Annotated in this window: 28 protein-coding genes and 1 tRNA gene; 4 read left to right on the forward strand and 25 right to left on the reverse strand. The window is 53.7% G+C overall.

Annotation, left to right across the window (positions count from 1 at the left end; translation table 11 throughout):
• Window positions 1-10: 10 nt before the first annotated feature.
• The 18 genes from WC734_03010 to WC734_03095 all read right to left on the reverse strand — a co-directional run bounded on the left by WC734_03010 (window position 11) and on the right by WC734_03095 (window position 15,317).
• On the reverse strand, window positions 11-466 hold the full coding sequence (locus WC734_03010) for a hypothetical protein (protein ID MFA6198096.1): 456 nt from the start codon (window positions 464-466) through the stop codon (window positions 11-13).
• Between the two features lie 368 nt (window positions 467-834).
• Window positions 835-1,101, reverse strand: a complete 267-nt coding sequence (locus WC734_03015; protein ID MFA6198097.1) for a hypothetical protein — start codon at window positions 1,099-1,101, stop codon at window positions 835-837.
• Window positions 1,102-1,185: 84 nt separating this feature from the next.
• Window positions 1,186-1,788 (reverse strand): hypothetical protein, encoded by a 603-nt coding sequence (locus WC734_03020; GenBank protein MFA6198098.1) that lies wholly within the window; start codon window positions 1,786-1,788, stop codon window positions 1,186-1,188.
• A complete protein-coding gene (locus tag WC734_03025) occupies window positions 1,713-2,186 on the reverse strand; it encodes a hypothetical protein (protein MFA6198099.1) in 474 nt (157 codons plus the stop codon). Before WC734_03025 ends, WC734_03020 begins: the two co-directional genes overlap by 76 nt.
• A gap of 30 nt (window positions 2,187-2,216) precedes the next feature.
• Window positions 2,217-2,405: a hypothetical protein gene (locus WC734_03030; GenBank protein MFA6198100.1), complete on the reverse strand. Its 189-nt coding sequence runs from the start codon at window positions 2,403-2,405 to the stop codon at window positions 2,217-2,219.
• Between the two features lie 415 nt (window positions 2,406-2,820).
• A complete protein-coding gene (locus tag WC734_03035; protein ID MFA6198101.1) occupies window positions 2,821-3,060 on the reverse strand; it encodes a hypothetical protein in 240 nt (79 codons plus the stop codon).
• Window positions 3,047-3,514 (reverse strand): hypothetical protein, encoded by a 468-nt coding sequence (locus WC734_03040; GenBank protein MFA6198102.1) that lies wholly within the window; start codon window positions 3,512-3,514, stop codon window positions 3,047-3,049. The genes WC734_03035 and WC734_03040 overlap by 14 nt, the downstream gene beginning before the upstream one ends.
• Before the next feature lie 165 nt (window positions 3,515-3,679).
• A complete protein-coding gene (locus tag WC734_03045; protein MFA6198103.1) occupies window positions 3,680-5,053 on the reverse strand; it encodes a hypothetical protein in 1,374 nt (457 codons plus the stop codon).
• Window positions 5,054-5,339: 286 nt separating this feature from the next.
• Window positions 5,340-5,531, reverse strand: a complete 192-nt coding sequence (locus WC734_03050; GenBank protein ID MFA6198104.1) for a hypothetical protein — start codon at window positions 5,529-5,531, stop codon at window positions 5,340-5,342.
• 167 nt (window positions 5,532-5,698) lie between these two features.
• A complete protein-coding gene (locus WC734_03055) occupies window positions 5,699-6,409 on the reverse strand; it encodes a hypothetical protein (protein MFA6198105.1) in 711 nt (236 codons plus the stop codon).
• Between the two features lie 274 nt (window positions 6,410-6,683).
• Window positions 6,684-7,085: a hypothetical protein gene (locus tag WC734_03060; GenBank protein ID MFA6198106.1), complete on the reverse strand. Its 402-nt coding sequence runs from the start codon at window positions 7,083-7,085 to the stop codon at window positions 6,684-6,686.
• Window positions 7,086-7,098: 13 nt separating this feature from the next.
• The gene (locus WC734_03065; protein MFA6198107.1) at window positions 7,099-7,341 is read right to left on the reverse strand and encodes a hypothetical protein; all 243 of its coding nucleotides are present in this window, start codon (window positions 7,339-7,341) and stop codon (window positions 7,099-7,101) included.
• A gap of 291 nt (window positions 7,342-7,632) precedes the next feature.
• A complete protein-coding gene (locus WC734_03070) occupies window positions 7,633-8,088 on the reverse strand; it encodes a hypothetical protein (protein ID MFA6198108.1) in 456 nt (151 codons plus the stop codon).
• Window positions 8,085-8,618, reverse strand: a complete 534-nt coding sequence (locus tag WC734_03075; protein MFA6198109.1) for a hypothetical protein — start codon at window positions 8,616-8,618, stop codon at window positions 8,085-8,087. Before WC734_03075 ends, WC734_03070 begins: the two co-directional genes overlap by 4 nt.
• Window positions 8,619-9,551: 933 nt before the next feature.
• Complete coding sequence (locus tag WC734_03080) at window positions 9,552-10,022, reverse strand: hypothetical protein (protein ID MFA6198110.1); 471 nt, start codon at window positions 10,020-10,022, stop codon at window positions 9,552-9,554.
• A gap of 1,519 nt (window positions 10,023-11,541) precedes the next feature.
• Entirely contained in the window at window positions 11,542-12,150 is a 609-nt protein-coding gene (locus WC734_03085; protein ID MFA6198111.1) for a hypothetical protein, read from the reverse strand.
• A 1,866-nt stretch (window positions 12,151-14,016) separates the two neighbouring features.
• The gene (locus WC734_03090; GenBank protein MFA6198112.1) at window positions 14,017-14,607 is read right to left on the reverse strand and encodes a hypothetical protein; all 591 of its coding nucleotides are present in this window, start codon (window positions 14,605-14,607) and stop codon (window positions 14,017-14,019) included.
• Window positions 14,608-15,092: 485 nt separating this feature from the next.
• Entirely contained in the window at window positions 15,093-15,317 is a 225-nt protein-coding gene (locus WC734_03095; GenBank protein MFA6198113.1) for a hypothetical protein, read from the reverse strand.
• 1,143 nt (window positions 15,318-16,460) lie between these two features.
• Here WC734_03095 and WC734_03100 point away from each other — a divergent pair.
• From WC734_03100 to WC734_03115, 4 genes are all read left to right on the forward strand, one after another.
• Window positions 16,461-16,898, forward strand: coding sequence for an NUDIX domain-containing protein (locus WC734_03100; GenBank protein ID MFA6198114.1), 438 nt, complete (start codon window positions 16,461-16,463; stop codon window positions 16,896-16,898).
• A 90-nt stretch (window positions 16,899-16,988) separates the two neighbouring features.
• Window positions 16,989-17,450, forward strand: coding sequence for an RNA methyltransferase (locus tag WC734_03105; protein ID MFA6198115.1), 462 nt, complete (start codon window positions 16,989-16,991; stop codon window positions 17,448-17,450).
• 158 nt (window positions 17,451-17,608) lie between these two features.
• A tRNA-Leu gene (locus tag WC734_03110) sits at window positions 17,609-17,694 on the forward strand.
• A 546-nt stretch (window positions 17,695-18,240) separates the two neighbouring features.
• Complete coding sequence (locus WC734_03115) at window positions 18,241-18,789, forward strand: hypothetical protein (protein MFA6198116.1); 549 nt, start codon at window positions 18,241-18,243, stop codon at window positions 18,787-18,789.
• Window positions 18,790-18,850: 61 nt separating this feature from the next.
• On the opposite strand, the gene WC734_03120 is transcribed toward WC734_03115, so the two are convergent.
• From WC734_03120 to tig, 7 genes are read right to left on the reverse strand one after another with little or no spacing between them, the layout of a single operon-like run.
• Window positions 18,851-19,780, reverse strand: coding sequence for a cyclic nucleotide-binding domain-containing protein (locus WC734_03120; GenBank protein ID MFA6198117.1), 930 nt, complete (start codon window positions 19,778-19,780; stop codon window positions 18,851-18,853).
• Window positions 19,781-19,833: 53 nt separating this feature from the next.
• On the reverse strand, window positions 19,834-20,451 hold the full coding sequence (locus tag WC734_03125; protein MFA6198118.1) for a uracil-DNA glycosylase: 618 nt from the start codon (window positions 20,449-20,451) through the stop codon (window positions 19,834-19,836).
• On the reverse strand, window positions 20,448-21,116 hold the full coding sequence (locus WC734_03130) for an MBL fold metallo-hydrolase (GenBank protein MFA6198119.1): 669 nt from the start codon (window positions 21,114-21,116) through the stop codon (window positions 20,448-20,450). Before WC734_03130 ends, WC734_03125 begins: the two co-directional genes overlap by 4 nt.
• 40 nt (window positions 21,117-21,156) lie before the next feature.
• The gene (locus WC734_03135) at window positions 21,157-22,008 is read right to left on the reverse strand and encodes a hypothetical protein (protein ID MFA6198120.1); all 852 of its coding nucleotides are present in this window, start codon (window positions 22,006-22,008) and stop codon (window positions 21,157-21,159) included.
• A 12-nt stretch (window positions 22,009-22,020) separates the two neighbouring features.
• Complete coding sequence (locus tag WC734_03140; GenBank protein ID MFA6198121.1) at window positions 22,021-23,343, reverse strand: folylpolyglutamate synthase/dihydrofolate synthase family protein; 1,323 nt, start codon at window positions 23,341-23,343, stop codon at window positions 22,021-22,023.
• Window positions 23,340-24,176, reverse strand: a complete 837-nt coding sequence (locus WC734_03145; protein MFA6198122.1) for a deoxyribonuclease IV — start codon at window positions 24,174-24,176, stop codon at window positions 23,340-23,342. Before WC734_03145 ends, WC734_03140 begins: the two co-directional genes overlap by 4 nt.
• 5 nt (window positions 24,177-24,181) lie before the next feature.
• Window positions 24,182-25,477, reverse strand: coding sequence for a trigger factor (gene tig, locus WC734_03150; GenBank protein ID MFA6198123.1), 1,296 nt, complete (start codon window positions 25,475-25,477; stop codon window positions 24,182-24,184).
• Window positions 25,478-25,530 lie beyond the last annotated feature (53 nt).

The raw sequence follows: 25,530 nt of genomic DNA on the forward strand, positions 1-25,530 counted from the left end.
GAGATCCCCCTTAGTTCGGAAAGTTGACTTCCGTTCGAGACGCCTGATCGGCGGCATCGAGCCCCCGATTGACCAAGTTGACGTACCGACGCAACAGCCGCAGCCGAGCATCGATCGAAATACCATCCATGTTGATGGTCTTGAACTCCTCGAGTCGGCTAAAGCGCGAGCAGAACTGGGCGCGCGCCTCCCGACTGACCATGACGGGAGTAACGGGGATCAGATCACCCACGAACTCGTACTCCGTCAGCATCGACTCGAGATAGCCGATGCAGACATTGGCTGTGAGCGCGTCAATCAACTTCGTCTTCCCGATCTGCCCCTGCGCCAACGTCGAATCGAACCCGGCGTAGAGAGAGGTGGGCGGCCACTCACAATCCGAGCTGACCGTAGGCGACTCGACGATCGAGCTGGCGTGAACCGTCGTGGCTGGGGTGTGAACCGGAAACACCACCCGCAGACCCACGCAAAATACCAATCCTATCAACGAAAGGGCGACAATAGCGCCCGCCCACTGCCTGTTTGTGATACCGTTATCCGACACTTCCTACCTCCCGCTGGATTCGATCCAGCCTTGTTCTGCCTGTGTGCATTCTCCGAACCGATTCACATCCCAGCAGTTGAGAGATGTATCGGCGCGGAGAATATTGAAATGAACGTCCTTCCTTCTTCCTTATTACTTCTTCCTTGCTTTATTCCTCCTTCTGAGACTATCACTTTTGTGACAATCTCGGAAAGAGGCCCAGCACTGGAAGTCTCGAGAGACGACTGGTGCTGGGATAGCGAAGGTTTTTGTTGCTAGGAGATGATGGTTAACCTACAACCATTTTGACGTTACGGACAGGGCCGATTGGACCGCGCGCCCATGGACAGGTTGGCAACCATGGCCGCCAGCATCATGCGCATCGACTGCGTTGTAGCGTCGTCCAACTCACCGACCCCTGACCTGCCCGTCCTGAAGAAACCGCCGCCGAGGGCCGCGGCGAATGCCTCGGGCGTTTGCTCCCGAAGTGCTGTCTCGACACGCCGGAAAGAACACTCGTTGATGTCAATGATCCCAGGATGACCTGCTGTCAGACCAGCATGGATCTCGTTGAGCATCTCGCGTAGTACCCGAATAAAGAGCGTATCCACGTTTCCTCCTGTTTGTTTCGACCTGCCGGTCTGTTGACCAGTGCTCTGCCGTTACTTGCGGGTAGCCTGGCCGAGTCCGCGCTCGAGCACGGTGGCATACTTGGCACCCATCAGTGCCAGCAGGTACTGATCCTTGCCGTTGCCGGCGTTCTGCTCATCCGTGATGAAGCTTAGAAACTCGCGATACCGCGGCCCGAAGGTGGCTCTGGCCAATTCTGCCAGACCGATGTAGTCCGGCGGCACCACGTGGCCGGCCTGTTCGATGGTATCGATCGCCTCGAGCAAGTATTGTCCGCTCCAGCTGTAGATCCCGGTGGCGATGTACTTGCCACCCGGACCGTCCTGCCTGGCTCCCTTGAGAGCGAGTAGACTGTCGTAGTCGGCTAGACAACGTTTCACCTTGGCCTCGACGACCGGGTAACCGTAGGTGGCCGTGTCGGCCGCCACGATCTGGGGCTGTTCGGCTTGCTGATTGGGCTCCCGATGCTTGATGCAGCCACCGAGAACGATAGCCAACCCAAGCGCCAGCACGTGAACAACACGAAACTTCATAACCCTTCCTCCTTCTTTTCCGTTCGTTACCTGGTATGGTGTGTCGACACCGGCTGGAATTCGACATTCTTGTCGACCGGCCGTGCCAACATTCTCGTACACTGGCGATAGACCTCTTCGAGATTGCGTCGATCACTGCCGACGCGCGTCTCGACGTAGAGTGCGTCCAATCGCCTGATGAGACCGGCCACGATTGACGCCTGATCCTTCGGGTCGTTGCCGACCTCGACGATGTTAAGCATCGACTTGGCCGCCGCCATGCACTCATCGATCCGATGGCCGCGCGAAGCTTCCGCTTGCACAGGCGCGGTACCATCGAGATGAGCTAACGCATTGTCGAACTCCGCCTGGCGATCAAAGAACTCGTTCGAGATGGTGATCACCCGCGCCGGAGCCGGTTCATCCCGACTCACCGGAGGCATCTTGGCGCCGTAATGGTTAATCATTGCGGCGCACAACAGAATCAGTACCGCTCCCACCAACAACTCTCGCCACCTCATACATTCCTCCTTGTCCGTTCGAACCGACCCTTACACCGAGATTACCCGGTCCTGCTTGCGCCAGATGTAATCCGGCACCAGCTGATCCCGATACAATCCCAACTGGCGCTGCCACTCACGCAGCAGCTTTTCCCGTTCCATCTGCTGTTGCCAACAGAGAACTTCTAGTCCACCGACCACGAGCAGCAGAATCACCAGCCAAGATAACAGTTTCTTCATGCTTACCTCCCTGATGAAGCTACGGGTTCTTCCGTATCGATCCGCATTCGATGGTTCAAATGCCAATTGATACGGAAGAAATGGCTCATATGACCAGCGTCGCAGTTTTGCCACCGCCTAAGGCGGGGTCCCCGCCTGCCTATACCTGACAGAAAGTCTGGCGGGCAGGCCGCTTTCCTTTGAATATGTATATATTCGGTAGCGGGAAAAAGCTGCTCTATGTGTATTATTCTTTTTTGTTATTTCTTAATTGTTACTTGTTGCTTGGTTGCTCTCCTTCTGAGACTATCACCAATGTGACAATCTCGGAAAGATCTCCGAATCATCTGCTCGCGCAAACGACTCGGAGTTGGGGAGACCTGTCCACCGAAGCTTCGAAGGAGCGTAGGCGGATTCCGCGTTCTCCCAGAAAACGCTACGACTGCTGAAGACTCCGCCGCTGGGCCCGGTACAGCACCGCACCGCCCCAGATCACCCCGCCGATGCCGGCCGTGATCACGCCCGCCTTGGGACCGCTGAGCAGGACGCCCAGCACGGCGGCGGCGATCAGGACGATCCCCGCAGCCGTATTGAAGCCGAGCGACGCGCGCCGGTGAGCCGGACGATTGCACCGCGAACGACCGAAGGCACCCCTACCACTGCTACGCCTCTTCATCGGACCTGTCCTCCTCATTGGTTCTGGGCTCTAAGTTATCCTCGACATGAACACTGCGTACGGCACAGGACTCGCGGTAGTGCTGACTGATCTCACGTAGACGATCACCGAACTGGGATCCAGCTCGGTGCAGATCACCAGCCATTCTCTGGCTGCCAGATGGCTTGCGTGGCCGGCGCTGTTGGCGTGACCCATCGCGCTGGTCAGCTTGGCCGGCTGGTGGCTGTTGGACGGGCTTACCGGCCAGGGCACGGAAGAACCGGGCTCGTGACAGCATTAACCCGACTAAAAGACCGCCCATGGTGACCGACGCCCAGGTTGTTTTCCAGAGCGGCGTCGCGCTCATAATGAGACAGTAACCCACCACGCCGAGCACCTTCCAGCGTCGGCGGATTCGGCTGGTCAAACCCAGCCAGACGCCCACCATCAGACACACTAGCACACCCAGCCACATGACTACCTCCTCGTCGATTGCGTTCTTGCTTCCGACTCTTCGCTTACGAACTGTTCGAGAGCAAAGAAAGGGGGAGAAGCGGCAGAACTTCTCCAACTGAAGTAGAAAGAACAGCTCTCACATCTGCCTCGAGTCGAATGACTCGAAGTGAGAGTAGCCCGATGGCTAACCGTTCGTCCCGGGGACGCTGGTCGGCGCCTCGGCGATCACCGGGTGATCGCCATCGTTGCCGACTTCGGGCGGGTTCTGCCAGCGTCCGATCGTCCTAGCTCCATCGCCCACCCGAAGGCCGACGATTCCATCGACGATTGCGATCTCCGCACCGGGGAACGTGTACGAATCGAACGTATCCCAGACCTCCGTACCGACGCGATGAAGTCGCGTACCAGATTCGTCGCTCGAGATGCCGTCATAGACCGGCAACTCGTTGACCGTGACCAGGTTCGGTGGCAACGAGTCGTCGACTGGCAAGATGGTGCGGAGGATCGGAGGAATCGGCGGTTCGGTCGACACCACAGTGGCAACGACCGGCGGAGTCGGCGGCGGTTCGGAGACCACCGGCTGATTGACCGGCTCGGGCCAGACCAACCGATTGACTTCCACCACCGGCACGCCATCGCGCTGACGTACCTGGTCGTCACGCAGCTGCTGTCCGATCTCGCTGAAGAGACCATTGGCACAGCGCTGGAGAACATCCAGCACCACGCCGTTGGAGAAGATGCCGCGCCAGGAAGGCTGCTCACTGACCAGATCCCGACGGCGCGTGACATCCCCTGCGTAACCGACCTGCATGTTCGCGCCCCGGACCCAGATAGGTTCGACACGCAGCAGCTGCACGAGGCGATCGGCACCATCCGGGTTCGGATAACGCCGGCGATAGAGATCGATCAGGTAGTTCGCAGCCATGTTGCCCGTCGGAAGACCGGAGGCAATCACGGCTGGCCCAGCGTAGGGATTCTGTCGGACACGAGTCCGACGCTGCCGACGTTCCTGCTCGATCGCATCCGCCTCGGCCTCCACCAGATCAATCTGATGCTGTCGGTGGGTATCCACGAGCGTCTGCTGGAGTCTGCCCGCTTCCTCGGCGTGTCGGGCGGCGATGCCTCCCATGCGACTCAGAAGCGCGAACAGCAGCAGCACGATCACGCCGATGCCGATGAGCAGCGCCCAAAGCCATCCGGGCAGGCCGATGCCCGCCTGCTGGACTGGCGAAGGAGGCGCACCACCGCCCTCGACGGGCTTGGTTGGGGTCGTGACCGGACGGGCAATCCCGTGCGTGATCTCGAACCCCGGCGGTACGTTGACCTGGAACCCCATCCGTAGATGGCGGTCGTTCTCGTTAGTCACCCCCGGGTTGAAGTACCGGAGAATGACCCAGACCCCCTTGTCCCCGCCGGCCATCCCCCACAACCCGAGGCTATCGGGCGTTTGGAGATAATAGTGGTCATGCGGCATCGGGGTGCCATGTGCCGTGGCCACGCCGACCATCCCGAAGGAAGTCAGCATGACCAGTGCGAGTAGCAGGATGAGCTTCCTCATTCCCGTGCTCCTTTCGAAAGATCCCCCCGTTCAAGGCCAGCCCTCCATGGGCTGGAGTGAAGCCACTGTCGGTTAATCTCGCGGCACGAAACTCATTTGGTTCGTTGCCACTTAGATCCTGGAAAGGATCGGGGTGAAAAAATACTAACATATTTCCACTCCGACACCTTCCATTTTATTACTCCACTCAGAGATCTCAATCGTTTGATTCAGATATCTGGATGAAACCCGCCTAGCTTCTGTCAGGGACAAAAGCTTCGGCGGGCAATCTGACCGTCGGCACCGTTCACCTCCTCCTAGGCAGCAGACCGATTACGAACATGCCAGCCACAACCATTATGACTATCGTCATTCCGAGGTGGTAGCCAGCCGAGAGGATTTGCTGAAGCAAGCCCGTGACCTTCAACCCCACCAGCACACCGACGGTGACCAATAACCGACGTGGCGTACCGAAGAAGAACCGAATCCAACGTCCCATTGCGATCCTCCTGTGTTATGTCGCCTCCTCTGAATTCCGATTTTCATCGAGACTCGGAGGAAGGAGAGACGCACGTGCATAGTAACGTGGTCTCTCCGATGTAACCCATTAACCCCGGGTTACCTTGGGGGCGGCGATCCGTGAAGATGCCGCACGATCATCGCCAGCTACAGGGTGAAGCTGATTCGCGTCGCGAACCGACCCTCACCTCCGTATCCGGCGATCTTGAACCCATCGTACTTGACCGACGGGCCGAACTGCCAGTGCATGTCGTTGCCCTCGGCGTGGACACCGAACGTGAACACACCGACCTTTCGTGTAACCTGAGCGAAGGTGTACCAGGTCTGAAGATGTCGGTCGAAGATGTACTCCTCGTCCAGCGACCAGTCCACCTTCAATGACGGACCGCCGAATCCGAGTTCGAACGGCCCACCGACCTCGAGGGCTCCGATACCTGCGTCATCCTTGAACCAACCCCCCGCGTAACCGATGCGGGGGTGGATGTAGAACGTGCCCACCGTGCGCTTGACCCCGGCGTAGGCGAAGTAGATCGGGCCGCTGTCCGACTTCGAGCAGTCGTAGTACGTCACGTTACCCGTGACCGACAGGGTATCCTCCGGAGCCCCCGGAGTAGGGTAGTAGCACCGGTCAGACGACCAGAGCACGGCTGATGCGTCGGCCCCGACCATCATCTGCGTGCCGGTCCATTCGGCCGCCATCGCGACCGTACCGGCTGTGAACAGAAACGCCAACACCGAGAGAACCAACAGAGTCCGCATCGTATCCCTCCCTGTGCGACCCGCGCTATATTCGAACGCTACCCCAGCGCCCATAATCAGCGCGACATCGGAACTCTTGCACATAGTGCTAAGAGCCATCGAAACATCATCGTGATAATGTCTCAATGCCGCTTATCACATGATAGAACAATTTAGAATTGAGAATTATTGTATATTATTAATTCTTAGCTAGCGTCTCGCGAGCTTCCTTCATTCTACATTCTATATTCTTAATTCAAAATTGCTTTTTCCTGTTTCTCGATCCTCAATCTTTTTGAGAACCCAGGAATAGGGGCGGACGGTGATTGGGGTTGAACCCATGCCGTCCGCCTGACCTGCTGAGCGGAACCGTGCGATCCGCGCCGAATACGAACTACGAAATCACGAGCGTGGCCTGGACGGGGTTGGTCTCTTGTCTTAGCAACCCCCCAAGCCCAAATGTCAGCACCATCAGCCACCCCGGAGCCGATCCGATGAGGAACCCCCATGGCCGAACCGCACCGAGATCACACATGACCAGCAGGGTGATCCCGCTAGCCAGACTGACCAGCCAGGTCAACACTACCACCCGACGACAGTAGCCGAAGTAACAGGCGAGCAGGAGAAGCGGAACGATCAGTGGTCCGGTAACGGACAATCTTTGTCCGTACATAGCCACCTTTTCCGTCGATGCAAGACCGACCAGCTCACCCATGGGTGGCATCGGCCAGTAGAACAACACTGCGCCGGCCGCGGCTGCCAGCACCATGAGAGCGTCCATCCACTTCTGTTTCATTTCTTCTCCTCCCCTAGAAAGTGACCACAGCGACGATTCCACTGATCAGCAGAACGACACAAACGGGGACAGCTAGCCCGTTTCCAACCGACCAGAGAAGCGATTTGCCCCGCTTTCTGGCTCCATAGCCATCCTTGAAGCTAACTGCTGCCACGACCGCGGCAAACCCAATGGGTATCCACATCTCTACCCCCTTTCTGGCCTGTAACGCCAGTCTAGTTGATTCATCGCGAAATGGCCACGCCAAGATTATCATGGCGCAGTGTCAGCCGACAAGTATTAACTTGGAAACAGTCCTTGTTTTCAACACCTACCTGTCCGCATCTCATGACACGAACATATTGGTATAGAAAATATAGCGTTCCCACTCTGTATGATTTCCTTAATTCTAAATTGCTCTCAATAACCACTTCTGAGCTTACAATGTTTGTATACATTCCAAGTTCGGAATTGGGGAGAATGCGGCAGGAACACTCTCCGAGAACGAATGGGCGAATTAACATTCGCTCCTGCCTAACTGTCGAATGAACAATGTGATTGATGGCTCCTATGACCCAATCAGCTTCGCTGCCGCACGGTTGTCGCCACGAGAGCGCAGGAAGAACCAGGCAACGGGTTTGTTCTGTGAGTGGTCACCGAAGCTCCACCCACCCTCGAAGCTCAGATCGTAGTTGAGGATGTCGTCCTTATCCCGACTGCGGCTGGCGTGAGTCATCTCTTTCAGGGTGAACCGCTTGGTGCCATCCAGTCGATTCCCTCCGGTCAGAAAGTAGTTGACCTGCAGGAGCGTGTCCGGCCCGACCTTCACAAGTAAGGTCTCCAAGACCAATCCTCTACAATTGACCTCCCAGTACAATTCTCTGGGAATCCACTCGCCCTCACCGATCGGGACACGAATCCGAGTGACCGTTCCGTAGCTGCAGATCACCTTCTCGGACTTGTCCTTGTTGCACCCAGTGATTACCACCAGGCACACCAGAACGAGGAGCAGGAGGGTTTTCATTTCTTCCCTCCCTTCCCCATGCCCATGTGGTATCCCAGATCGTGTACGGTGAAGCCGAACGCCCATGCGGCGTTATTCGCTCGCCAGAACCGTCGACGATTGATAGCGTCGCCACCAGGTACGGTTGCCGCGAGTTCGGCCAGTTTCCGGTCGACTATACCGACGATTTCTCTGTCGTCACAGTAGCCGAAACCCTTGGTTGCCTGCGCAACGTCGTTACCGAAGCACTGATCGAGTCGCGAGCGCCAGATCACCGTCAGTCCACGATACAGATAGGTAGATAGTCCGGTAAATACGAACGCCGCCACTATCGCCCACCCAAACGGGTTGGTGATCACAGAGAAGACGCGTAGCCCATTGTCCATCTTGGAGTTCAGGATGACCCCCGTCCACTGCCAGACCACCGCACAGGTCAGCCCAGCAGCCAGAGCCAGCATTACTCCACACGCCCACAACGGAGCGAAGAAGTGGCTAAGCTCCCTTTCATTGAGCCACCGGAACAATCGGCAGCTCCAGCTCTTGACCTTCATCAGAACCTCCCTCCCCGCGACGTTCTCTCGTCATGGGTATTTGGTCCGGCTCGGGACCGTTGGGTTTGCTGATATCCGCTGAATCAATCGGTGTGATTGACCACGGACGGCAGCGATCACGCCATAATTATTACGACGTCGTCGCTACCGACCAGTTTCCATAATTCTACATTCCCGCCCGCTTCGCCAGAGCTTCACGAAGCGAAGCGATGGCGGGCAGGCTCAATTCTTAATTGCTTTCGTCCCACCTGAGCAATCCAATGCAGAAGCACTGAACCGCTCGGATGAACCCAGAACCATTTGCTTGCGCAAAGGTTCTGGGAAGTTGGAGAAACTTTTTTGTACGTGCTGCTTCTCCTTTGGCACGGATACACTATGCCGCGTGTATCTAACGGCGGTTGAAAATCAGCGCAAAATACCGGAAAGCACGACCCACAATAGAAAAACCAGACTGACGAACATGCAGGCGAAGACGCCTAACATCCACTTGGCTTCCTTAAGTCGGTTTTTCACCCGCGTCACATGACGCAGATGATGGCAACACTCCACCCTCCTCATACAGTAGGGCGTCCCCAGCAAGAACGCCACACCAACGACCATCACCAACATGGTCTCAAGAAAGTTCGGCTCCATGTCTCTACCTCCGCTCAACTTCTGTTGTCGAACCGTGTCTGTTGTCTGTTATCTACAACGCGATCTAGGCTCGCCCGACCAATCCAACACAACAGATGTCGGAGGTTTGTGGTCAGATATCAGAAGAAATTTCTGATTTCTAAACACCGACTTCCGACTTTCATCTTGTTGAACCGCTCGAGTGAGCCCAGAACCATTCGCTTGCGCAAAGGTTCTGGGTAGAAGAGTTGGTCGGGCCAAGGCGACTCGACCACGTGCTCCTCGGCACGGATGTGAAGACGCTCACATCGGGCGACGCTACTACACGGTCGCGTAACGCTTCGGGTCCCACCCGTTCTGCCTGTTGGCGATGGCCCGCCGCTGGTCACGGCTGAGCGGTTTCGGCGCTTTCGGAGCCGGCTCCGTCGGCGGAACGAAGTGTCGCGCCAACTGGGTAGCGATCCAGCGGGTTTCTTTGTCCCGCCGTTCCTGCCGCATCCGCATTTCCACCTGCCAGGCTTCCCACGCGTTGAGAGCGCACCGGATGGTGTCGAGGAAGTGGTACAGCCCGATGTTCCGCTCCCTCTTGACCCGCTGGCCACAGGCCGAACAGAACAGTTCGATAGCACCACCGGTCTCACGATGATCGGGGTTGACCATGTATTCGAGGCCAAAGACGCCGCGATAACCATTGCACCAAAGCACCACGCCCCGGAAGTCTTCGAGAACCGTCAACCGCCGGACGCGCAGGGCATCAAGGATGACATCGTCCCTACCTTCCGGCTGACGCACACAGATTGAGAACGGATTTTCACACACAGTACACCTCCCAGTTTGAGTGAAACGAATCGTTCGGATCAGTGTGGAGCTCTATCGATTGAGACTGGATTGTGATATTTGCTTTTATTATTTACTCTCATCTGAGTGTTTCAATACTGAAGTACTGCGACACTCGGGTGAGAGCCCCGAAGTTTACGCAAGCGTAAATTCGGGGTGGATCGTTAAGCGCGTGTCGCGCGGGTGATCCATCACCCTCAATGTCTAGGCCGCCTGCGCCCGCTTCCACTGGTGGAAGAGGTGAACGTTAGGCGGCACCAAGGCGTCACCGGTGAGCTCGCCCTGACCCGCGCGACGACCGACGAGCAGGTGAATGGGCTTGCGCTCCTTGCCGTTGCCCTTCTCGTACCGACCGCGCCGACCGTTGATAGGCCTCCGTGCCCGTCCTTTTCCCTCGAAGTCATTCCGACGCATTCAGAACCTCCCCGATTGGATTAGTACCCCCTGGAAAGAAACTGCACCCAGCTAATGTCGCTAGACTTCGAACCCGAACTCCGAGCATCAGTGAAGCAGCCATCCAAATCGTCCATTTGAACAACTCGGATGGCTGTTTCAGTCTTCCTTTCTTAATTCTACATTCTAAATTCTTAATTGCTCTCATAACCACTTCTGAGCTCGCAAGGCTTGCCCCGAGTTCACGAGGAGTCTCTTCCAAGCTCGGAAGTTTGGAGAAAAAGGCAGTTTCTTCTCCGTCGCGTTGAGGTCCCCGCAATCTGCCGCGGGAAAGAACCGTTACTCGGAATCGGATGCTCCGACCACGCACTCGTAGGCGACCGCCCCGAGCTCCCAGAACCTATCCGCCACGCACACGGGCGGGAAATCCCGCTGGACACGCGTGGTTCCGTACGCCTTGTCCGGCATTGCCAGACAGGCGTGCTCACCCCGAACCTCGATCATGCGATGATCGAGGGAGTGCCGTACAACCTGCTCGGGCGTGAGCGAGATCGCCCACTCCTGAAGGCTGGCCAACCAGTTGAAGTTGGAGTGTGGTTCCCGTGCCACAGCGCCTTCGGGACGAGGCGGCGGGGGCGGAACAGTGGCGACTTCGGCCTTGCACAGCAGGGCCTGGCAGCTCGGACACTCAACGTGAATCTTGATCCGTCCCATCGTCATCTCCTCACCCGTATCTCCTTGAGACCGGGCTCCAGAAACCTTGTTTGGAAAACCGAATTCTCGGCTCTCCTGTGAGCAATCCCCTAGGGGGCCTTTCGGTTTCGACTACTTCTGTCTTTCTTGAAGCAGCCGCTTGAATCTCTTTTCGAGAAACTCAAGTTGTTGCTCCAAATTATTGCCCGCGTCTTGCGAGCAACATTCCTTTCTTCTACATTCTAAATTCTCAATTCTTAATTTCCCACTTCTCCCATCTCTCGACCCTCAATCTTTTGAGAACCTAGGAATAGGGGCGGGCGGTGATTGGGGTTGAACCAATCCCGTCCGCCTTGTCTCGTGCGCGTTGTCCCAGTCGGGACACGGACTACGAGATCTTAAGAACCAACCTGCCGTTGTTGACACGGGCCCGAAACTTCGGATCGTCGTTCAACGACTGGTACCACCGACCCTCCATCACAACGTGCGGACTCCACTTGTAGGCGACGAAAGGCGCCACCTTGTGGACTAGGTCCACGTTCTGGTAAACCCCGCCGACCGTCCAGCCGTGGGTAGTGTACCCGGCGTTGTGGCTATGGAACCGCGTATGCAGCTCCCGGTCACGAACTTTGGTGAACCACTCGAAACCTAGGTTCACGGAGAACGCTCCGTGCTTCATGGTGAACTTCGAGCCCGCCGTGTATCCGTCCGAGCCGGGATACCAACCACCTACCCAACCGAGAACCGGTTCGTAGGCGAACTCGGTCTGCCCAAGCTTCGCAACCCGGCGCAATCCCATATGAACGAACGTCTGGTCTCCGCCCGTGCGCGGAGTCTGCAGCTTCTGCAGACAGATGGTGGCGTTGCCGACCGGAGTCGGCTTCACCATCGACGCGACCAGATGCCCCTGCACGCCGGTCGTGACGGTTTCCGCTAGCACCTGTCCGGCTCCAACGAACATCATAACCACCATGACCAGAATCCCGACGTATCTCATCTCCGTGCTCCTTTCCGTGCGGCCGCGTCCACATCAACACCACCCGGCGCTGTGGAACGTGACACCTTTCTCCGCCACCACTGTGACAAGAGACGTCGCACTTTCAATCATCATTGAATTTGCCGCGTCTCGTGTCATTATTCTTATATCTTCCTTATGCTCGCGCCTCGCGAGCTCCCTTCATTTTGCATTTTTCCTGCCCACCGAAGCGTCTGCGCGTAGGCGGGAATTCTTAATTTTGAATTGGCCCGCAGTGATCAACGCTGTCGAAACCCCGGAGAGAGAGTTGGGGCCTCGACGGCGCCGACCACGGACTGACATTCTGCACTCGAAACTGTCACCCCGAACTTGTTTCAGGGTCTCCCCTGTGGCGATACTTATTTGACACTGCTCTCATCTGAGCATTCCAATACAGAAGCACTGAAACGCTCGGGCGAGAGGAGAAGAGGCTTGATTCTTCTCCGCGCTGTCGTAATCGTGTCCCACATCTTGCCGTGGGAAAAGAACTCGCTAGGCGGTCGGACGCGGCGCAGGCCGGAAGGTCATCCAAAGACCCGCGCCCAAGAACCCGAAGGCGCAGACCAGCAGGGCAATGCTGCCCATGCCCGCGCCAGCGAGCCCAACGACCCCCGCCAACAAGTACGATCCAATCCGCATGTCACCCTCCTTGCCACAATATGGCTCTGACTTGGACCCAGTTCCAACACCCACCTGACCACGTCACTTGACGCAGACATGTTGGTATTGGAAATTTTCCTTCCTTTTGAATTTTGCCTGCCCACCGAAGCGTCTGCGCGTAGGCGGGAATTCTTAATTTTGAATTGTCATCCGCACCAAGCTGGAGGCGAGTAGTGTTCACTTTTGAGCCGAAGCTCAGTGAACCGACATACTTCGTTGAAGCGGTCGAGGGTAAGCCCGACCAGATCAACTCCGCACGCCGTCTAACCCGCCGTAGTCTGACGAAGCGTTAGCGTAGTCAGACGTAGGCGGGACTCTCTTCTCTCCTCCATATTGGTGTGGAGAATGTTGTTTTTCCATTTCGCTCTTTTGAGCTCATCAGTCCCGACACACATCGGGAAATGGACGAAGGTTTTTTGCATTGCTGCATGGATAACCTTCAACCAAAAGAGCTTACCGAACGTGCTGAAACTGGGCTGGATTCTCCCACCATCCCACGCGGCGAGTAGTCCGACTAATCGAGTGGGGTTCCCACCTGACCTCGTAAAAGACCTGCTCCATCCCAGGATCCAACTCCACGTAACTACAGCTCGGCCACACTTCCGTGGGCCCACCCTCACTTCCGTCGATCGACAGGTAGACCGTAGCAGACCCGGCAAACTTTCCCGCCGGGAGCTCTTGGCCGACGCCTCGCCACGTACAGAGGCCAGACTCGAGCCAGATAATGATCACTGGCGATCTCCGAAAGAGGTAGCGGGAACCCTCATCCGGTGAACCTGCCCGAAGCTCATTGATCTGCATACTTCCTCCGCCAGATATCGTTCTGGGGGGCGCCGCGGTGATAATCCGCAGGGGGTTTTTGAACCTACACCGAAGTGTAGCGACCGCTGTTCATAGTGGAGCAGCCGCTTGAATTTCATTCCAAGAAACTCAAGTCGTTGCTCCAAATTATCGCTCGCGTCTCCCGAAATGCTAAGCGTTTCGCAAGCCTCCGCAATTTTGAATTTTGCCTGCCCACCGAAGCGTCTGCGCGTAGGCGGGAATTCCTAATTTTGAATTATTCCTCCTCACCTGAGCAATCCAATGCAGAAGCACTGAACCGCTCGGGTGATTGGAGAAGCTTTTTTTCGAGTCGCTTCTCCTTTGACACGGATACATTGTTACCGCGATGTATCAGCGCAGGCCGGACTAGTAGTCCAGCTTGATGCCGATGACCTGGGTCGGCTTGGCACCGTCCAGCATGAGGTTGCTCGCCCAGAGGCCGAGCTTCCCTTTCTCTCCCTTCTTGATGGTGATCTGCGGGCCGTATCCAAGGAACCGCTGTCCATGGACGCCGGCACCGAGATTGTAGCCGCCGATCGAGACGACTGAATGGGTCGCGACCAGCTTGGTCCACGGCCCACTCCCACCGTCTTCGTAGATGAAGATGATCGAGCCGGCATCGTTGCCCGCCCAGATCGAGGTGGCGACTCTGGTCTGCTGGGGATCGGTTTCGACACCGAGCGAACCACTGAGCGTCAGCCACGACGCCGGGCTATAGGTCGGCCCGACGTAAGCTTCCCCCCACCCTCCACAGGTGAGGAAGAAACCGGACCAGCCCAGCGTGCCGATGATCGGTCGACTGACGAAGCAGTCGACCGTGGGCAAATACTTGCCCTCGACCACCCGGCTCTGCAGTTCAATGTTGTCCGCGAGCACGTAGTCCGTAACCGCGACCGTCAGCACAGCGAATACGCCCAGCGCGATGAGCGAACGGGTGAACAGAGACACCTTCTTCATCTTATCCCCCTTGCCACAATGTGGCTCCGACTTGGACCTAGTTCCAACACCCAGCTGACCACGTCACTTGACGCGGACATGTTGGTATTGGAAATCTTCCTTCCTTATGAATTTTGAATTCTTAATTTTGAATTGTTTCCCCGCACCAAGCTGGAGGCGAGTAGTGTTCACTTTTGAGCCGAAGCTCAGTGAACCGACATACTTCGTTGAAGCGGTCGAGGGTAAGCCCGTCCGGATCAACTCCGCACACCGACTCTCTTCTCTCCTCCATTTTGATACGGATAATTGTTGTCTGCTCGCGTCTCGCGAGCCTCCGCCATTTTGAATTTTGAATTCTTAATTTTGAATTGTTCTCTCATCTGAGCATTGCTGCACAAAAGCACAGAAACGCTCGGGTGAAAGCCCCGAAGTTTACGCAAGCGTAAATTCGGGGTGGATCGTTAAGCGCGCCTTAAAGCGCGAGGTGATCCATCACCTTGGCGTGGTCAGCGTGCCGTATTGGCGACGCAAGCCACGGGGTGTCGACGAGTCCGGGCGTCAGCAATCACGGATCCCCAGAACATCGCCGGTGAAACGGTGATGTAGAAACCCACCACGAACTTGTGCACCTCCGGCCAAGGTCCTAACGGCACATTAGTGTGCCATATGTAGGCCAGCGCCCACGCACACACCGTGCCAATCGCCGCAACCACACAGGTAAACTTTCCCATCGCTTCCTTTCTTGTCGGATCGACAACCTATTCGGTTCCGATCGACGGTTCGATCAACCCTGACCCTATTGTCAGGATTCTCCCGCAATCCAGCACACTTCGTGGTGCTGGGCTCTGGGAGAACAAATTGTCAACGTTCAAGCGGCGGCGAGATCAGGTATGGCCTGTCCCGCTCATGCATGTTATGACAGAGGCCACACCACGCATGAGCGGAACTCCATTTTCTTCCTTCATTTTGAATTTTGAATTCTTACTTTTAAATTGTTCCCTCATCCGAGCATTGCTGCACAAAAGCACAGAAACGCTCGGGTGAGAGGCCGAAACATTTGAGTGTCTCGGCTGGATCGTTTGGTGTTCCGTTGACACACGAGGTGATCCATCACCTTAGAAAGATCTACTTGGCGAGCCAGTGGGCAATCAGCGTCACCCACCGCGGTCCACTGATGAGAATCAGCAACCCCGCGATCGCGAACATGTACGGCACCGAGGAACACTTGTCCTGCTTCTTCATCGTCTGCTCCTTTCATCAAGCCTACCAAAGCTCGAGACAAGTATCAGCGGCGGTCCATAGTAAGTGTATGACCGGCTGCTTGTCTCGAATTTCGGTAGTTTGTTTGGCTCTTGAGCAAACAAAAAGGTGGTGATTCGCGGCGACGATCTCTTCAATAGAAAGAGAGAGCATCACAGCAAACCACCACCCGTTATAAAGGTAGAAGATTGTTGGTTGACCGCTTTCTCACGGCGGTCGGTTTCTTCCCATCGCCGATTGGCGTTGGAAAGCTCTCTCCATCACTTCTTTGCAAGGTGCGTTCAGACCTTACTTAATGGAGCAGTATAGCGCAACCGCTGAAAACTGTCAAGAGCTCACGTACCTAATATCAGGTATTTAGGCTAATATTAGCCGTATGTACCTATACCAATCACAAGTAAAGCGCCCGTCATTGCGAGTCCCGATGTCTGAATCGGGACGACGCAACCCCCTGGTTCGTGCCAATGGACAATGGGATTGCCACGCTCGCCGACTCGCTCGCAATGACAGGGGGGGGTGTCACACGGTGTGTTTCACGGTTTACTGGTTGAGTATTCTGTGCTATCGTTGGCAAATAAGCGTCACCCCATTCACGGATTAATGAGTATTTTTCCATGCCCAAAAAAGATCATAATTTCAACGTCGGCTTGAAGGCATTCATTCGAAAAGGTGATTCATTTTTGGCCCTTAAAGATGCCTATAGTGAATTCTGGGATATTCCCGGTGGCCGGATCGAGGGTTCGGAGATCGATCAACCGGTAACCGAGTGCCTACGCCGCGAATTACTGGAAGAGTTAGGCATTAATCTATGTATAGAAGTAAACGAGCTTTTTGATGTCTGCAAATTCCGCGTCCAATCAAATAATAAAATCGCGCCTAACCTAAATCTATTTTTGGTTTTTTATACGGCCACATTTCAATCTGGAGATATTATTCTCAACGAAGAATCAGTAAAATACGAATGGCTAAACAATCTTACTTATCATTCGTGCAATTTTGGAAGTCAGAATAAGGTTGTAGACGCATACGTTTCCAAATTCCTGCCGGCTTAATTCTATTTTTCGTGGATTTAAATTCTAATCAAAGCTCGCGCCTCGTGAGCTTCCGTCCTTGTTACTTGTTACTTCTTCCTTGTTACTTTTATGCCATCGAAACAGATTGAACTTGTATTGGTGTTACCAAACATTCGGAGTAGATTTAACGTTGGCTCCATCTTCCGTACCGCTGACGGCGCGGGTGTAAATAAAATATATTTATGCGGTATCACGCCCACACCGCCACATGATAAAATTGCCAAAGTAGCCCTGGGCGCCGAAACTACTGTGCCGTGGGAATACGCGCGTCAAACGGCACAACTATTGAAACGTTTGAAAAATGCTTCGTATCATATTGTGGCGCTCGAACAATCCGCGCACAGCATTCTCTATACATCTTTTCGGCCAAAGGGTAAAATAGCTTTGGTGCTGGGCAATGAAGTTACCGGTCTGCCAAAACAATGGCTAAGTCTATGCGACACCGTGATCGACATTCCCATGCGCGGTCGGAAGGAATCGCTTAACGTATCGGTGGCGGCCGGGGTTGCTATTTTTCACATATTGAAATAATATCTGCGTAGGTGTTAAAGTAAGCGTAACGGAATCCTTTCCTGCCACCAAATGTATGCATATTCAAAGGAAGGCGGGATCCCGCCTTTGGTGGTGGTAGGATTCCATCATAAACCGTTGTGGAAACATAAGGGTTTCCGCTACGAATCAATAGACGGGCCGGGGTGGTGGAATGGTATACACGCAGGACTTAAAATCCTGTGACCGCAAGGTCTTGTGGGTTCGAGTCCCACTCCCGGTACCAGCTGAATTGAATAACCATACTTTGTTGACAATCCCACCTCCAGTACCATCTGGGTTGAATACAAGACGTCAGGGAGAAAGGTGGAGCAATCATGCATTTTGTGTACTTTTTGTTTTCTCCATCTCAACGACGATTTTATATCGGACGAACAGATGATCTTCCTAGGCGAATTAACGAACACCTTCGTGGTAAATGCTACACCACATCACGTATGGGTGAGTTTATTATTATAGGTTACGAGGCATTTAATTCTAAGGATGACGCTGTTAGACGTGAGCGGTATTTCAAAACCACCAAGGGGCGCACCACCCTACGTTTAATGTATCGTGAGAGCTTGTTGTCAATTCATGCGGGTTCGCCCAGCACCGTGTAAGGTGCTGGGTTGAATATCCGCACATTGTTAACAATTCCGCCCTCGTTACCAAATTTTATCAACATCTGTTAAACTATCAACCCTTGACAAAAAGGTGTTTTTTGTATACCGTAGCCGTATCATCGGAAAAGATTCGATGGGTCGCGCCAGGCTCAAACGGAGGGAACACTGTTATGAGCTCAGTTCCTGACACCACTGCGCCGACGCTCGGACGGTCCATCGGGCTCGAGTCCGAGTGGTTCGATGATCAGCGTGTCGCCTCCGAACCTGATCTGGTCATCTGGCCGAGCCTGATTGGTTATCCGGCGATGCAGGATCTGGTTCGGGACCAGGAAGCGGCGCTGCTACTTCGATTCGGTACCTGGTCCAATCACATCAACTGGCCGCTCCCCGGACCAAGAACCGAAATGACCCGCTGGCTGGTAGACCAGATCCGTAGCCTGCTGGTATCTAGCTTGACCAACGGAATGCTCTACTGGGGATTCGACAGCCTGCTGATGTTCCTGCCCGACGGGTCAGGCTTCGTCTACCACAGCGACGAGACTGTGCCCCACAGTATCTTGGTTCGGCCGATGGAGCCCAGCGATGTGTTCGATGCCATTCTCGAGACCTGGCGCCGCGGTGGTCCTGAAGGTGATACCGCCCGCAAGTGGCTGTGCGACGGTGTGGTCACGTCGATCCACGCCGAGCACAGATCGTCAGCCATGGCCGCTCACACCTGACCAATACACCCCACCCAGTTTCGGCTGAGTGGGGCGCTTTCTTTCTTATATAGCACCATTACTACATGACCGGTACGTCTTTTTCGGTTGTTTGCGCCATCGCCACCGCGGCTGTGATTTGCCGGGCAATAATATCTAATAGCAATTGATTATTGTAACTAAAGTCTTCCCCGTTGGCTTTGTCGCCCAGCAGGATTGCCCCAATTACTTTCGCGCCGGTTTGTAACGGCACGGCTAGCATGGTTGGGCTGGCATATTCGGTATGAAGAGATTTTTGTTTCTTATACCGTTCGCTGGTAACGACTACCGGCTGATGCGCCTGGTAAACCTGCCCGAAAATCGGATCCTTGAAAAGATCAATCTTCATATTTCGCACCTGCTGATTATTGCCGTACCCTCGAGCCTCCTGGATGGTGATCTGGCCTTCTTCAGGATGAAACAATGCAAATAGCGCTTTCTTGGCAATAATGACCTTGAGTATCGTATCCAGAATCAAGACCGATAAATGATCCAAGTCCGAGTAAACCGAAGCAATTTTACCCGTACTATAAATTGTTACTAATTTATTATTGGCGTGGTGCAGCCGCCTAGTCAGGTTTGAAATGATGTTGGCGTAGATTCGGAGCGTGACCTGCGGATAGTCTTTGGTCAGTTTGAGAAAATCCTTTCCCTCGATGGCCAACACATCGCCCGGTCCGCTCATTTCGCCATTGTGGTCGTGTTTTTGCGATGGATCGCTCAGGGCACTCTCGACCGCGAAATTGTATCGATCCAAAATAGCCAAAGTTTGCAGCTCATCATTGAATATTCGATAGATGTGCGCCTGACCGCTTAACAAAACGTAAAAGGTTGTCCGGTTCTGTCCGCTTTCAAATAGCATTTCACCCTTGCCCAGACGTTTCACCTGGGCGATTTTGGCCACCGCGGCTAATTCCGGGTCGGCCAAAGATGCGAAAACCGGAATTTCACGCAAGATTTTTGTGTCGATCATATTGTTGTTGATTTGGTAATATGCTTTATTATACCACCAAGCCGCATACTTGGTTAGAGATCTGCGTCCGGCGTTGAAATCGATGACGCCTCGGCTTCGGCGATCTTGATCAGCATCTTGGGGAGTTTCTGGAAATCAGCTTCCAGGGTTTTTCTAAGGCTGCCCTGATACAGCGCGGCGGCTGGATGGTATAGCGGTACGATATAACGACCGTTACGTCGGAACAGCCGGCCGTGCTCTTGGGAGATTTTGAAATTTGACGGCAGGAAACGTCCCATGGCGTGCCGGCCTAATAGTACGATCAACTTAGGTTTGATTACGCTTAATTGTCGCTCGAGATACGGGTAGCAGGCGTCGATTTCATTGGGCTCGGGGTCGCGATTGCCGGGCGGGCGATGCTTGACTACGTTGCCAATGAAAACATCCTCCCGCTTCCAGCCCACCAGCTCGATCATCTGTGTGAGGAATTTACCGGCCGCGCCCACAAATGGCCGCCCTTGTTTGTCTTCTTCCGCGCCCGGTCCTTCACCGATGAAAAATACATGGGCGGTAGCACTCCCCTCACCCGGCACGCCCTGGGTGGCAGTTTTATGCAGGACACACCGCTGGCAAGCCTGAACTTGTGCGGCAACTTCTTTCAATTGGTCTTCATTATTAGATGGCATCGTCATTCTAGTTCAATCGTTTCGGTTTCGTTCAACCGGCGGTAAGGTACGCCGTATTCTTTGAATACTCGGGCATATTCATCCGTATCGACATTGAATCGCGTGTTATGATAGTGGATGGGAATAACCAGCTTCGGTTTGGCAATCAGTGAAAATGCCGCGGCTTGATGAGGCGAGAACGTGACCGTATCGCACATCGGCAGCAATAGCACCCGGGCGCCGACTTCCGGATCAATGTAAATGCAATCACCAGGGTGAAGTATGGCATTATCAATCAAGAAGCCGATCACCTCGGGCGGCTTCGAACCGCTGACCTCCAGACCGGCCGGCAGCGGACCGTGGTAAACATTGACACCCCTGATACTTATTCCTTGAATGACCTTTTCTCCTCCCGGCCGGATTATTTCCGAATCAATGTTTTGTTGGGATAATATGTCGCACACCGATGTATTGGTTATAATAGCCGGATGATTGTTGGCCACGATAGCGGCCACGGCGGCCGGATCAAAGTGGTCGCTGTGTTGATGGGTTAACAAAAGCACATCGATACCCTTCCAATCGTTCGGTGTCATGCTTGTTTGGGTATACACAAACGAGCCAGGGTCAATCAGGATTCGCTTGCCTTTAATTTCTATCAGTACGCATGATTGGGGATACTTGGTGATTTTCATAAACAGTACTTCTTCCTTGTTACTTATTGCTTGTTATCTGTTATTTGTTACCTAGCTTGTCCGGCGTATTTGGAATCGGCTGATAACTGGTCCGATCGAGCTGCGGAATCATGTGCTCCAACAGCGCCTCGGCTTGATTTAATTTTTGCTCGAGCGCCTCTTTGGTATTAATCATTTGCGGCATGAAGACATAGAGCTTTTGGTCAATCAGTTCCATGTCGTAATTGTATTTCAAATCCAGCAGGTGCTCCAATATTTGCGGATCGAATATCGCCAACGCTTCGATCTCATATTCCGGCGGAGTATAGATCTTGAATAACTTGGCTACTTCGGTTGGCAGGGGCAGCGCGCGGCCAAAACTCATGCCATAACCCATGTCCGTCCGATTGACATACACGTGCGGAAACTTGCCGGTGAAAGTAACCATTACCACCGTATAAGAATATATTTTGGCATTTTTACCATAACCAATCCGAAATTTATAGTTGCACAGCGTCATTGGGTGGTTAAGTATGCGGCCGTTGACCACGTCCGTCATAACGCGATAGTTACCCTGATGAAACATCATGGCACTTTCAACATCGGGCTGGCCATAGGGCAGGTATGTCCAGCCGCGGTATTGCGAATATGCGATCCAAAACAGTCGACGGTATTCATTTCGACGATATACCATGTACAAAACCAATGCGACAATCAAGTACGGCAGACCATTGGTCGTCATCGTGAGAAATACAGCGTCATTTCGATTGAAGACGATCAATGCTGTCACGAGAACCAACGCCACTACTAACAGCAACAGGGGCGTCCGGCTGGTCCGCCTAAGATAGGCATTAAACGTCTCCATGCTCCATGGCTTGGGAACCGCGGCTGGTTTGTTCTGATTCTCGGGCATAATGATCGGATGTTATACTTTTAACTTAGGTCGGTAATGGTCCATTCTCAAGACTTCTCCCGCGAGATACAGCGAGCCGGTGATTAGCACCATTCCCCGCGATCCCGCCTTGAGTGTAGCCTGTTTGAGAGCGGTTTTCAAGTCTGGTACGACTCGACTACGAGAGTATATATTGCGCAATCTACTTGGTGGAACCATACCTGGGATAGTGAGTCTGGGGAAGTAAATATCCGGGGATAATTTTATTAACATATTTATCATCCTAGCATAGTCCTTGGTGTCTTTGGCTGCGAATATAGTAACAATACTTCTTCCTTCATTACATAACTTGTTATTTGTTATGTGCAACCTTGTAAGCGTTTTTATCAACTCTTTCATAGCCGCAGGGTTGTGCGCACCGTCCAAGATGGTTAACGGTCGACGACGTAAAATCTGAAATCTTGCCGGCAGATTGGTTTGTTCCAATCCCTGAATAGTTGTTCGGATGGGTAATCGTAAAGCGCGCCGAGTAATATCAAATGCCAAACAGGCGTTTGCTGGTTGTTTTAGGCCGACGAGAGACAGGCTAATTGGTTGATTAGTTGATTGGTTGATCAGATTAAAACAGATGCCTTTTAACGAGACGCTATTTAACCGAACGCGACTGGTCAGCAGCAAGCGTGCGCCTACTTGTCGGCAGCGTTTTTGGATAACTTTATACGCTGTCCCAGTATTACTAGTTACCACCACCGAGCCTGGCTGGATAATGCCGGCTTTTTCGCCCGCGATTACCCGTATCGTCCGGCCCAGTGTGTGCGTGTGATCTAAGTCAATATCGGTAATCACTTTGTATTTCAAACCCAGCGCCGTGGTTGAATCCAGCCGGCCGCCCAAACCAACTTCAAAAACTACCCAAGCGACTTTATTTTCGGCAAACCACAACGCAGCCGCGGCTGTCAGTACCTCAAACCACGTCGGCCGATCTTTAAGTTCGGCCTCGACTTTGGCCACGGCTGGCTGGATGCGTTTTAAAATTCGCGCCATGTCTCGTTCCGCGATCGGCTGGCCGTTGATTTGGATCCGTTCGGTGTATGACACCAAATGTGGCGAGAAAAACGCACCGGTTCGATGCCCGCCAGCTCGCAATATGCTGGCGATCATCGCCGTAGTTGAACCCTTGCCGTTCGTACCGGCCACCTGGAAACCTTTTAATTTACGCTGCGGCTGACCGAGATATTTTAGCAATAATCGAACGCGTTCCAATTTTAAATACTCTTTAGCGCCGAACCGCGGGAAAGATCTTAAGTATTCAATATATTGATCAATGGCCGATTGTTCTGACTTTGATGGGCTCATGTCATCTGTTCGCGGATTTCTTTCAACACGGCTATATCCGCGACCACGCCATCTGGTTCGGTCTCCAGAATTAGATCGCAGTATTGTAACCGCGGGTCTGACATTATCGCCTCGAAACCGGCCCGGCCGATTTTCCCTTGTCCGATATGTTCGTGCCTATCCTTGTGCGAATTAATTTCCACCATGGAATCGTTGATATGAAACAATCGCAACCTTTTCAATCCCAATATCTGGTCAAATGCATCGAATGTCGCCCGCGCCGCGGCCGGCGTTCGAATGTCATAGCCCGAAGCAAATGTATGCTGGGTGTCATAACAGACGCCAATCTCATCGTGGCCCGACTGTTCGATAATAGCCGCGACTTCTTCAAACGTATCACCGATCACCGCCCCTGCGCCGGCTGATAGTTCAATCAGAAACTGCGATGAACCAGTATAATTATTCAGTATATTTTTTACCGCATCCACTACCAATCGCCGCCCCTCAGCTTCGCCGGCGTCCTTGGCGGAACCAAGATGAGTCATCACCGCCGCCGCGCCCAACGCACTGGCTCGTTCTAATTCCTCTCGGATGATCCGGATCGAGTTGCCGCGAATCCGCTCATCAAGTGAAGCGAGATTAATATAGTAAGGCGTATGAATATAACAAGCCGACTGACCGGCTGCGGTCATGGCTTGTTGGAATTGCTTGATTGATTCGGCAGTCAAAGCCGGCGCGGCACCGCCCCGGGGTGACCGACTGAATATTTGGCAGCACTCACAACCCAGCGCCTGGGCGCGGGCTGGTGCTTCGGCTAAGCCGCCGGCCGTGGAGACATGGGCTCCGATTTGCATAGTGACTATTTAGCTGCGATTGGGTAAACTAACCCTTCTAAGAATTCGAATACCTTCCGGTTCAGCATAACATTTTCCAGGTAGTCGCGGTACTGCGGTGAATCAATCTTACCGTAGGTCTCCACGTCGTCTTTGTAATGCTCCTTTTGGTGCTTGATCTCGGCGTCAATCTGGTCGGGTGACACGGTCAGCTGCTCCTGCTGCTGGATCGCGCGCAGTACTAAGGCGCTCTTGATACGATGATGCGCCTGCTCGACAAACTCCTGGCGCAGATCGGCTTCGGTTTTTTTCAGCTGCTGCAAATAATTTTCCCAGGACAATCCCTGCTGTACAGCGCCCTGCTTTAATTCCGAGAGCATTCGATCCAATTCCGACTCGACCAACACGTCGGGTATTTCGCCGAACTTAGTGCTGGCCACTATTTCTTTGATCAATTCCACTTCAAATCGCTGTTGTTCTTTTTCGGTGTGCTCATGATGCAAATTGGCATTGATCTGCTTTTCTAGTGCCGCCCGATTCTCGAACTTGCCGACCGCTTTAGCGAACTCATCATTCACTTCCGGCAGATCGATCTGATAGATATTCTTAGCCGTGGCTTTGAAGTTCACTTCTTTGCCGGCCAGCTGTTTTTGAAAGTAATCCTTCGGGTAGGACAGCTTGAATTCCTTGACGTCGCCTTTCTTCATGCCAGTGAGTTGTTCTTCCATGCCGGGCACCACTTGTTGTTTGCCTAATATTATCGACTGGTTATGGGCTTGGCCGTTTTCCAGCGCCACCCCATCCAGAGAGAGATGCAAATCGACTTCGATCCGGTCACCCTTGCGGGCGGGACGATCCACCAGCGCTTCCTTCGAACGCATCCAGCGTAAATCTTCCAGCGTCCGCTCGAGTTCTTTCTCGTCCAGCTTGATATCTTTCTTCCGCGCCTTGATATTTTTATAGTCGCCCAGTGTTACTTCCGGCATGAGCGCCACTGTGGCCGTGTAAACGAATGGGTTGCCGGGCGCCACCTTCACCAGCGCCACTTCAGGCCGGCCGATGGCCTCCAGTTTATTATCAATCACCGCCTGAGGATAAGTTTGGCGCACGATCTCTTCAGCCGCTTCTTGGTAAATCGCCGCTTCACCGTATTTTTGCACTACCATATTATAAGGCGCCTTGCCCGGTCGGAATCCGGCGAAGTTGGCGTGTTCGGAAATATGCTGGGCGGTTTTTTCGAGTGCCGACTTTATTTCGTCAGACTGCAGCTCAATAGTCAGCTTGATTTGATTCTTGTGCAGGTGTTCGATCTGGACATTCATGATGGTGATAATACGGTAATAAGTAATAAATAACTAACTTATCCTAGCGTAAT

The organism is Patescibacteria group bacterium (genome assembly GCA_041661625.1).
Classification (GTDB): domain Bacteria; phylum Patescibacteriota; class Patescibacteriia; order JAHIZJ01; family JAHIZJ01; genus JBAZUB01.

Coding starts and splice junctions, on each gene's coding strand:
- WC734_03135 (MFA6198120.1), bottom strand. CDS start 22,008: ATGCCCGAGAATCAGAACAAACCAGCCGCGGTTCCCAAGCCATGGAGC.
- WC734_03025 (MFA6198099.1), bottom strand. CDS start 2,186: ATGAGGTGGCGAGAGTTGTTGGTGGGAGCGGTACTGATTCTGTTGTGC.
- WC734_03100 (MFA6198114.1), top strand. CDS start 16,461: ATGCCCAAAAAAGATCATAATTTCAACGTCGGCTTGAAGGCATTCATT.
- WC734_03095 (MFA6198113.1), bottom strand. CDS start 15,317: ATGGGAAAGTTTACCTGTGTGGTTGCGGCGATTGGCACGGTGTGTGCG.
- WC734_03065 (MFA6198107.1), bottom strand. CDS start 7,341: ATGATAATCTTGGCGTGGCCATTTCGCGATGAATCAACTAGACTGGCG.
- WC734_03090 (MFA6198112.1), bottom strand. CDS start 14,607: ATGAAGAAGGTGTCTCTGTTCACCCGTTCGCTCATCGCGCTGGGCGTA.
- WC734_03035 (MFA6198101.1), bottom strand. CDS start 3,060: ATGAAGAGGCGTAGCAGTGGTAGGGGTGCCTTCGGTCGTTCGCGGTGC.
- WC734_03070 (MFA6198108.1), bottom strand. CDS start 8,088: ATGAAAACCCTCCTGCTCCTCGTTCTGGTGTGCCTGGTGGTAATCACT.
- WC734_03130 (MFA6198119.1), bottom strand. CDS start 21,116: ATGAAAATCACCAAGTATCCCCAATCATGCGTACTGATAGAAATTAAA.
- WC734_03120 (MFA6198117.1), bottom strand. CDS start 19,780: ATGATCGACACAAAAATCTTGCGTGAAATTCCGGTTTTCGCATCTTTG.
- WC734_03085 (MFA6198111.1), bottom strand. CDS start 12,150: ATGAGATACGTCGGGATTCTGGTCATGGTGGTTATGATGTTCGTTGGA.
- WC734_03140 (MFA6198121.1), bottom strand. CDS start 23,343: ATGAGCCCATCAAAGTCAGAACAATCGGCCATTGATCAATATATTGAA.
- WC734_03075 (MFA6198109.1), bottom strand. CDS start 8,618: ATGAAGGTCAAGAGCTGGAGCTGCCGATTGTTCCGGTGGCTCAATGAA.
- WC734_03125 (MFA6198118.1), bottom strand. CDS start 20,451: ATGACGATGCCATCTAATAATGAAGACCAATTGAAAGAAGTTGCCGCA.
- WC734_03045 (MFA6198103.1), bottom strand. CDS start 5,053: ATGAGGAAGCTCATCCTGCTACTCGCACTGGTCATGCTGACTTCCTTC.
- WC734_03050 (MFA6198104.1), bottom strand. CDS start 5,531: ATGGGACGTTGGATTCGGTTCTTCTTCGGTACGCCACGTCGGTTATTG.
- tig (MFA6198123.1), bottom strand. CDS start 25,477: ATGAATGTCCAGATCGAACACCTGCACAAGAATCAAATCAAGCTGACT.
- WC734_03055 (MFA6198105.1), bottom strand. CDS start 6,409: ATGGCTCTTAGCACTATGTGCAAGAGTTCCGATGTCGCGCTGATTATG.
- WC734_03105 (MFA6198115.1), top strand. CDS start 16,989: ATGCCATCGAAACAGATTGAACTTGTATTGGTGTTACCAAACATTCGG.
- WC734_03145 (MFA6198122.1), bottom strand. CDS start 24,176: ATGCAAATCGGAGCCCATGTCTCCACGGCCGGCGGCTTAGCCGAAGCA.
- WC734_03030 (MFA6198100.1), bottom strand. CDS start 2,405: ATGAAGAAACTGTTATCTTGGCTGGTGATTCTGCTGCTCGTGGTCGGT.
- WC734_03115 (MFA6198116.1), top strand. CDS start 18,241: ATGAGCTCAGTTCCTGACACCACTGCGCCGACGCTCGGACGGTCCATC.
- WC734_03060 (MFA6198106.1), bottom strand. CDS start 7,085: ATGAAACAGAAGTGGATGGACGCTCTCATGGTGCTGGCAGCCGCGGCC.
- WC734_03015 (MFA6198097.1), bottom strand. CDS start 1,101: ATGCTCAACGAGATCCATGCTGGTCTGACAGCAGGTCATCCTGGGATC.
- WC734_03040 (MFA6198102.1), bottom strand. CDS start 3,514: ATGTGGCTGGGTGTGCTAGTGTGTCTGATGGTGGGCGTCTGGCTGGGT.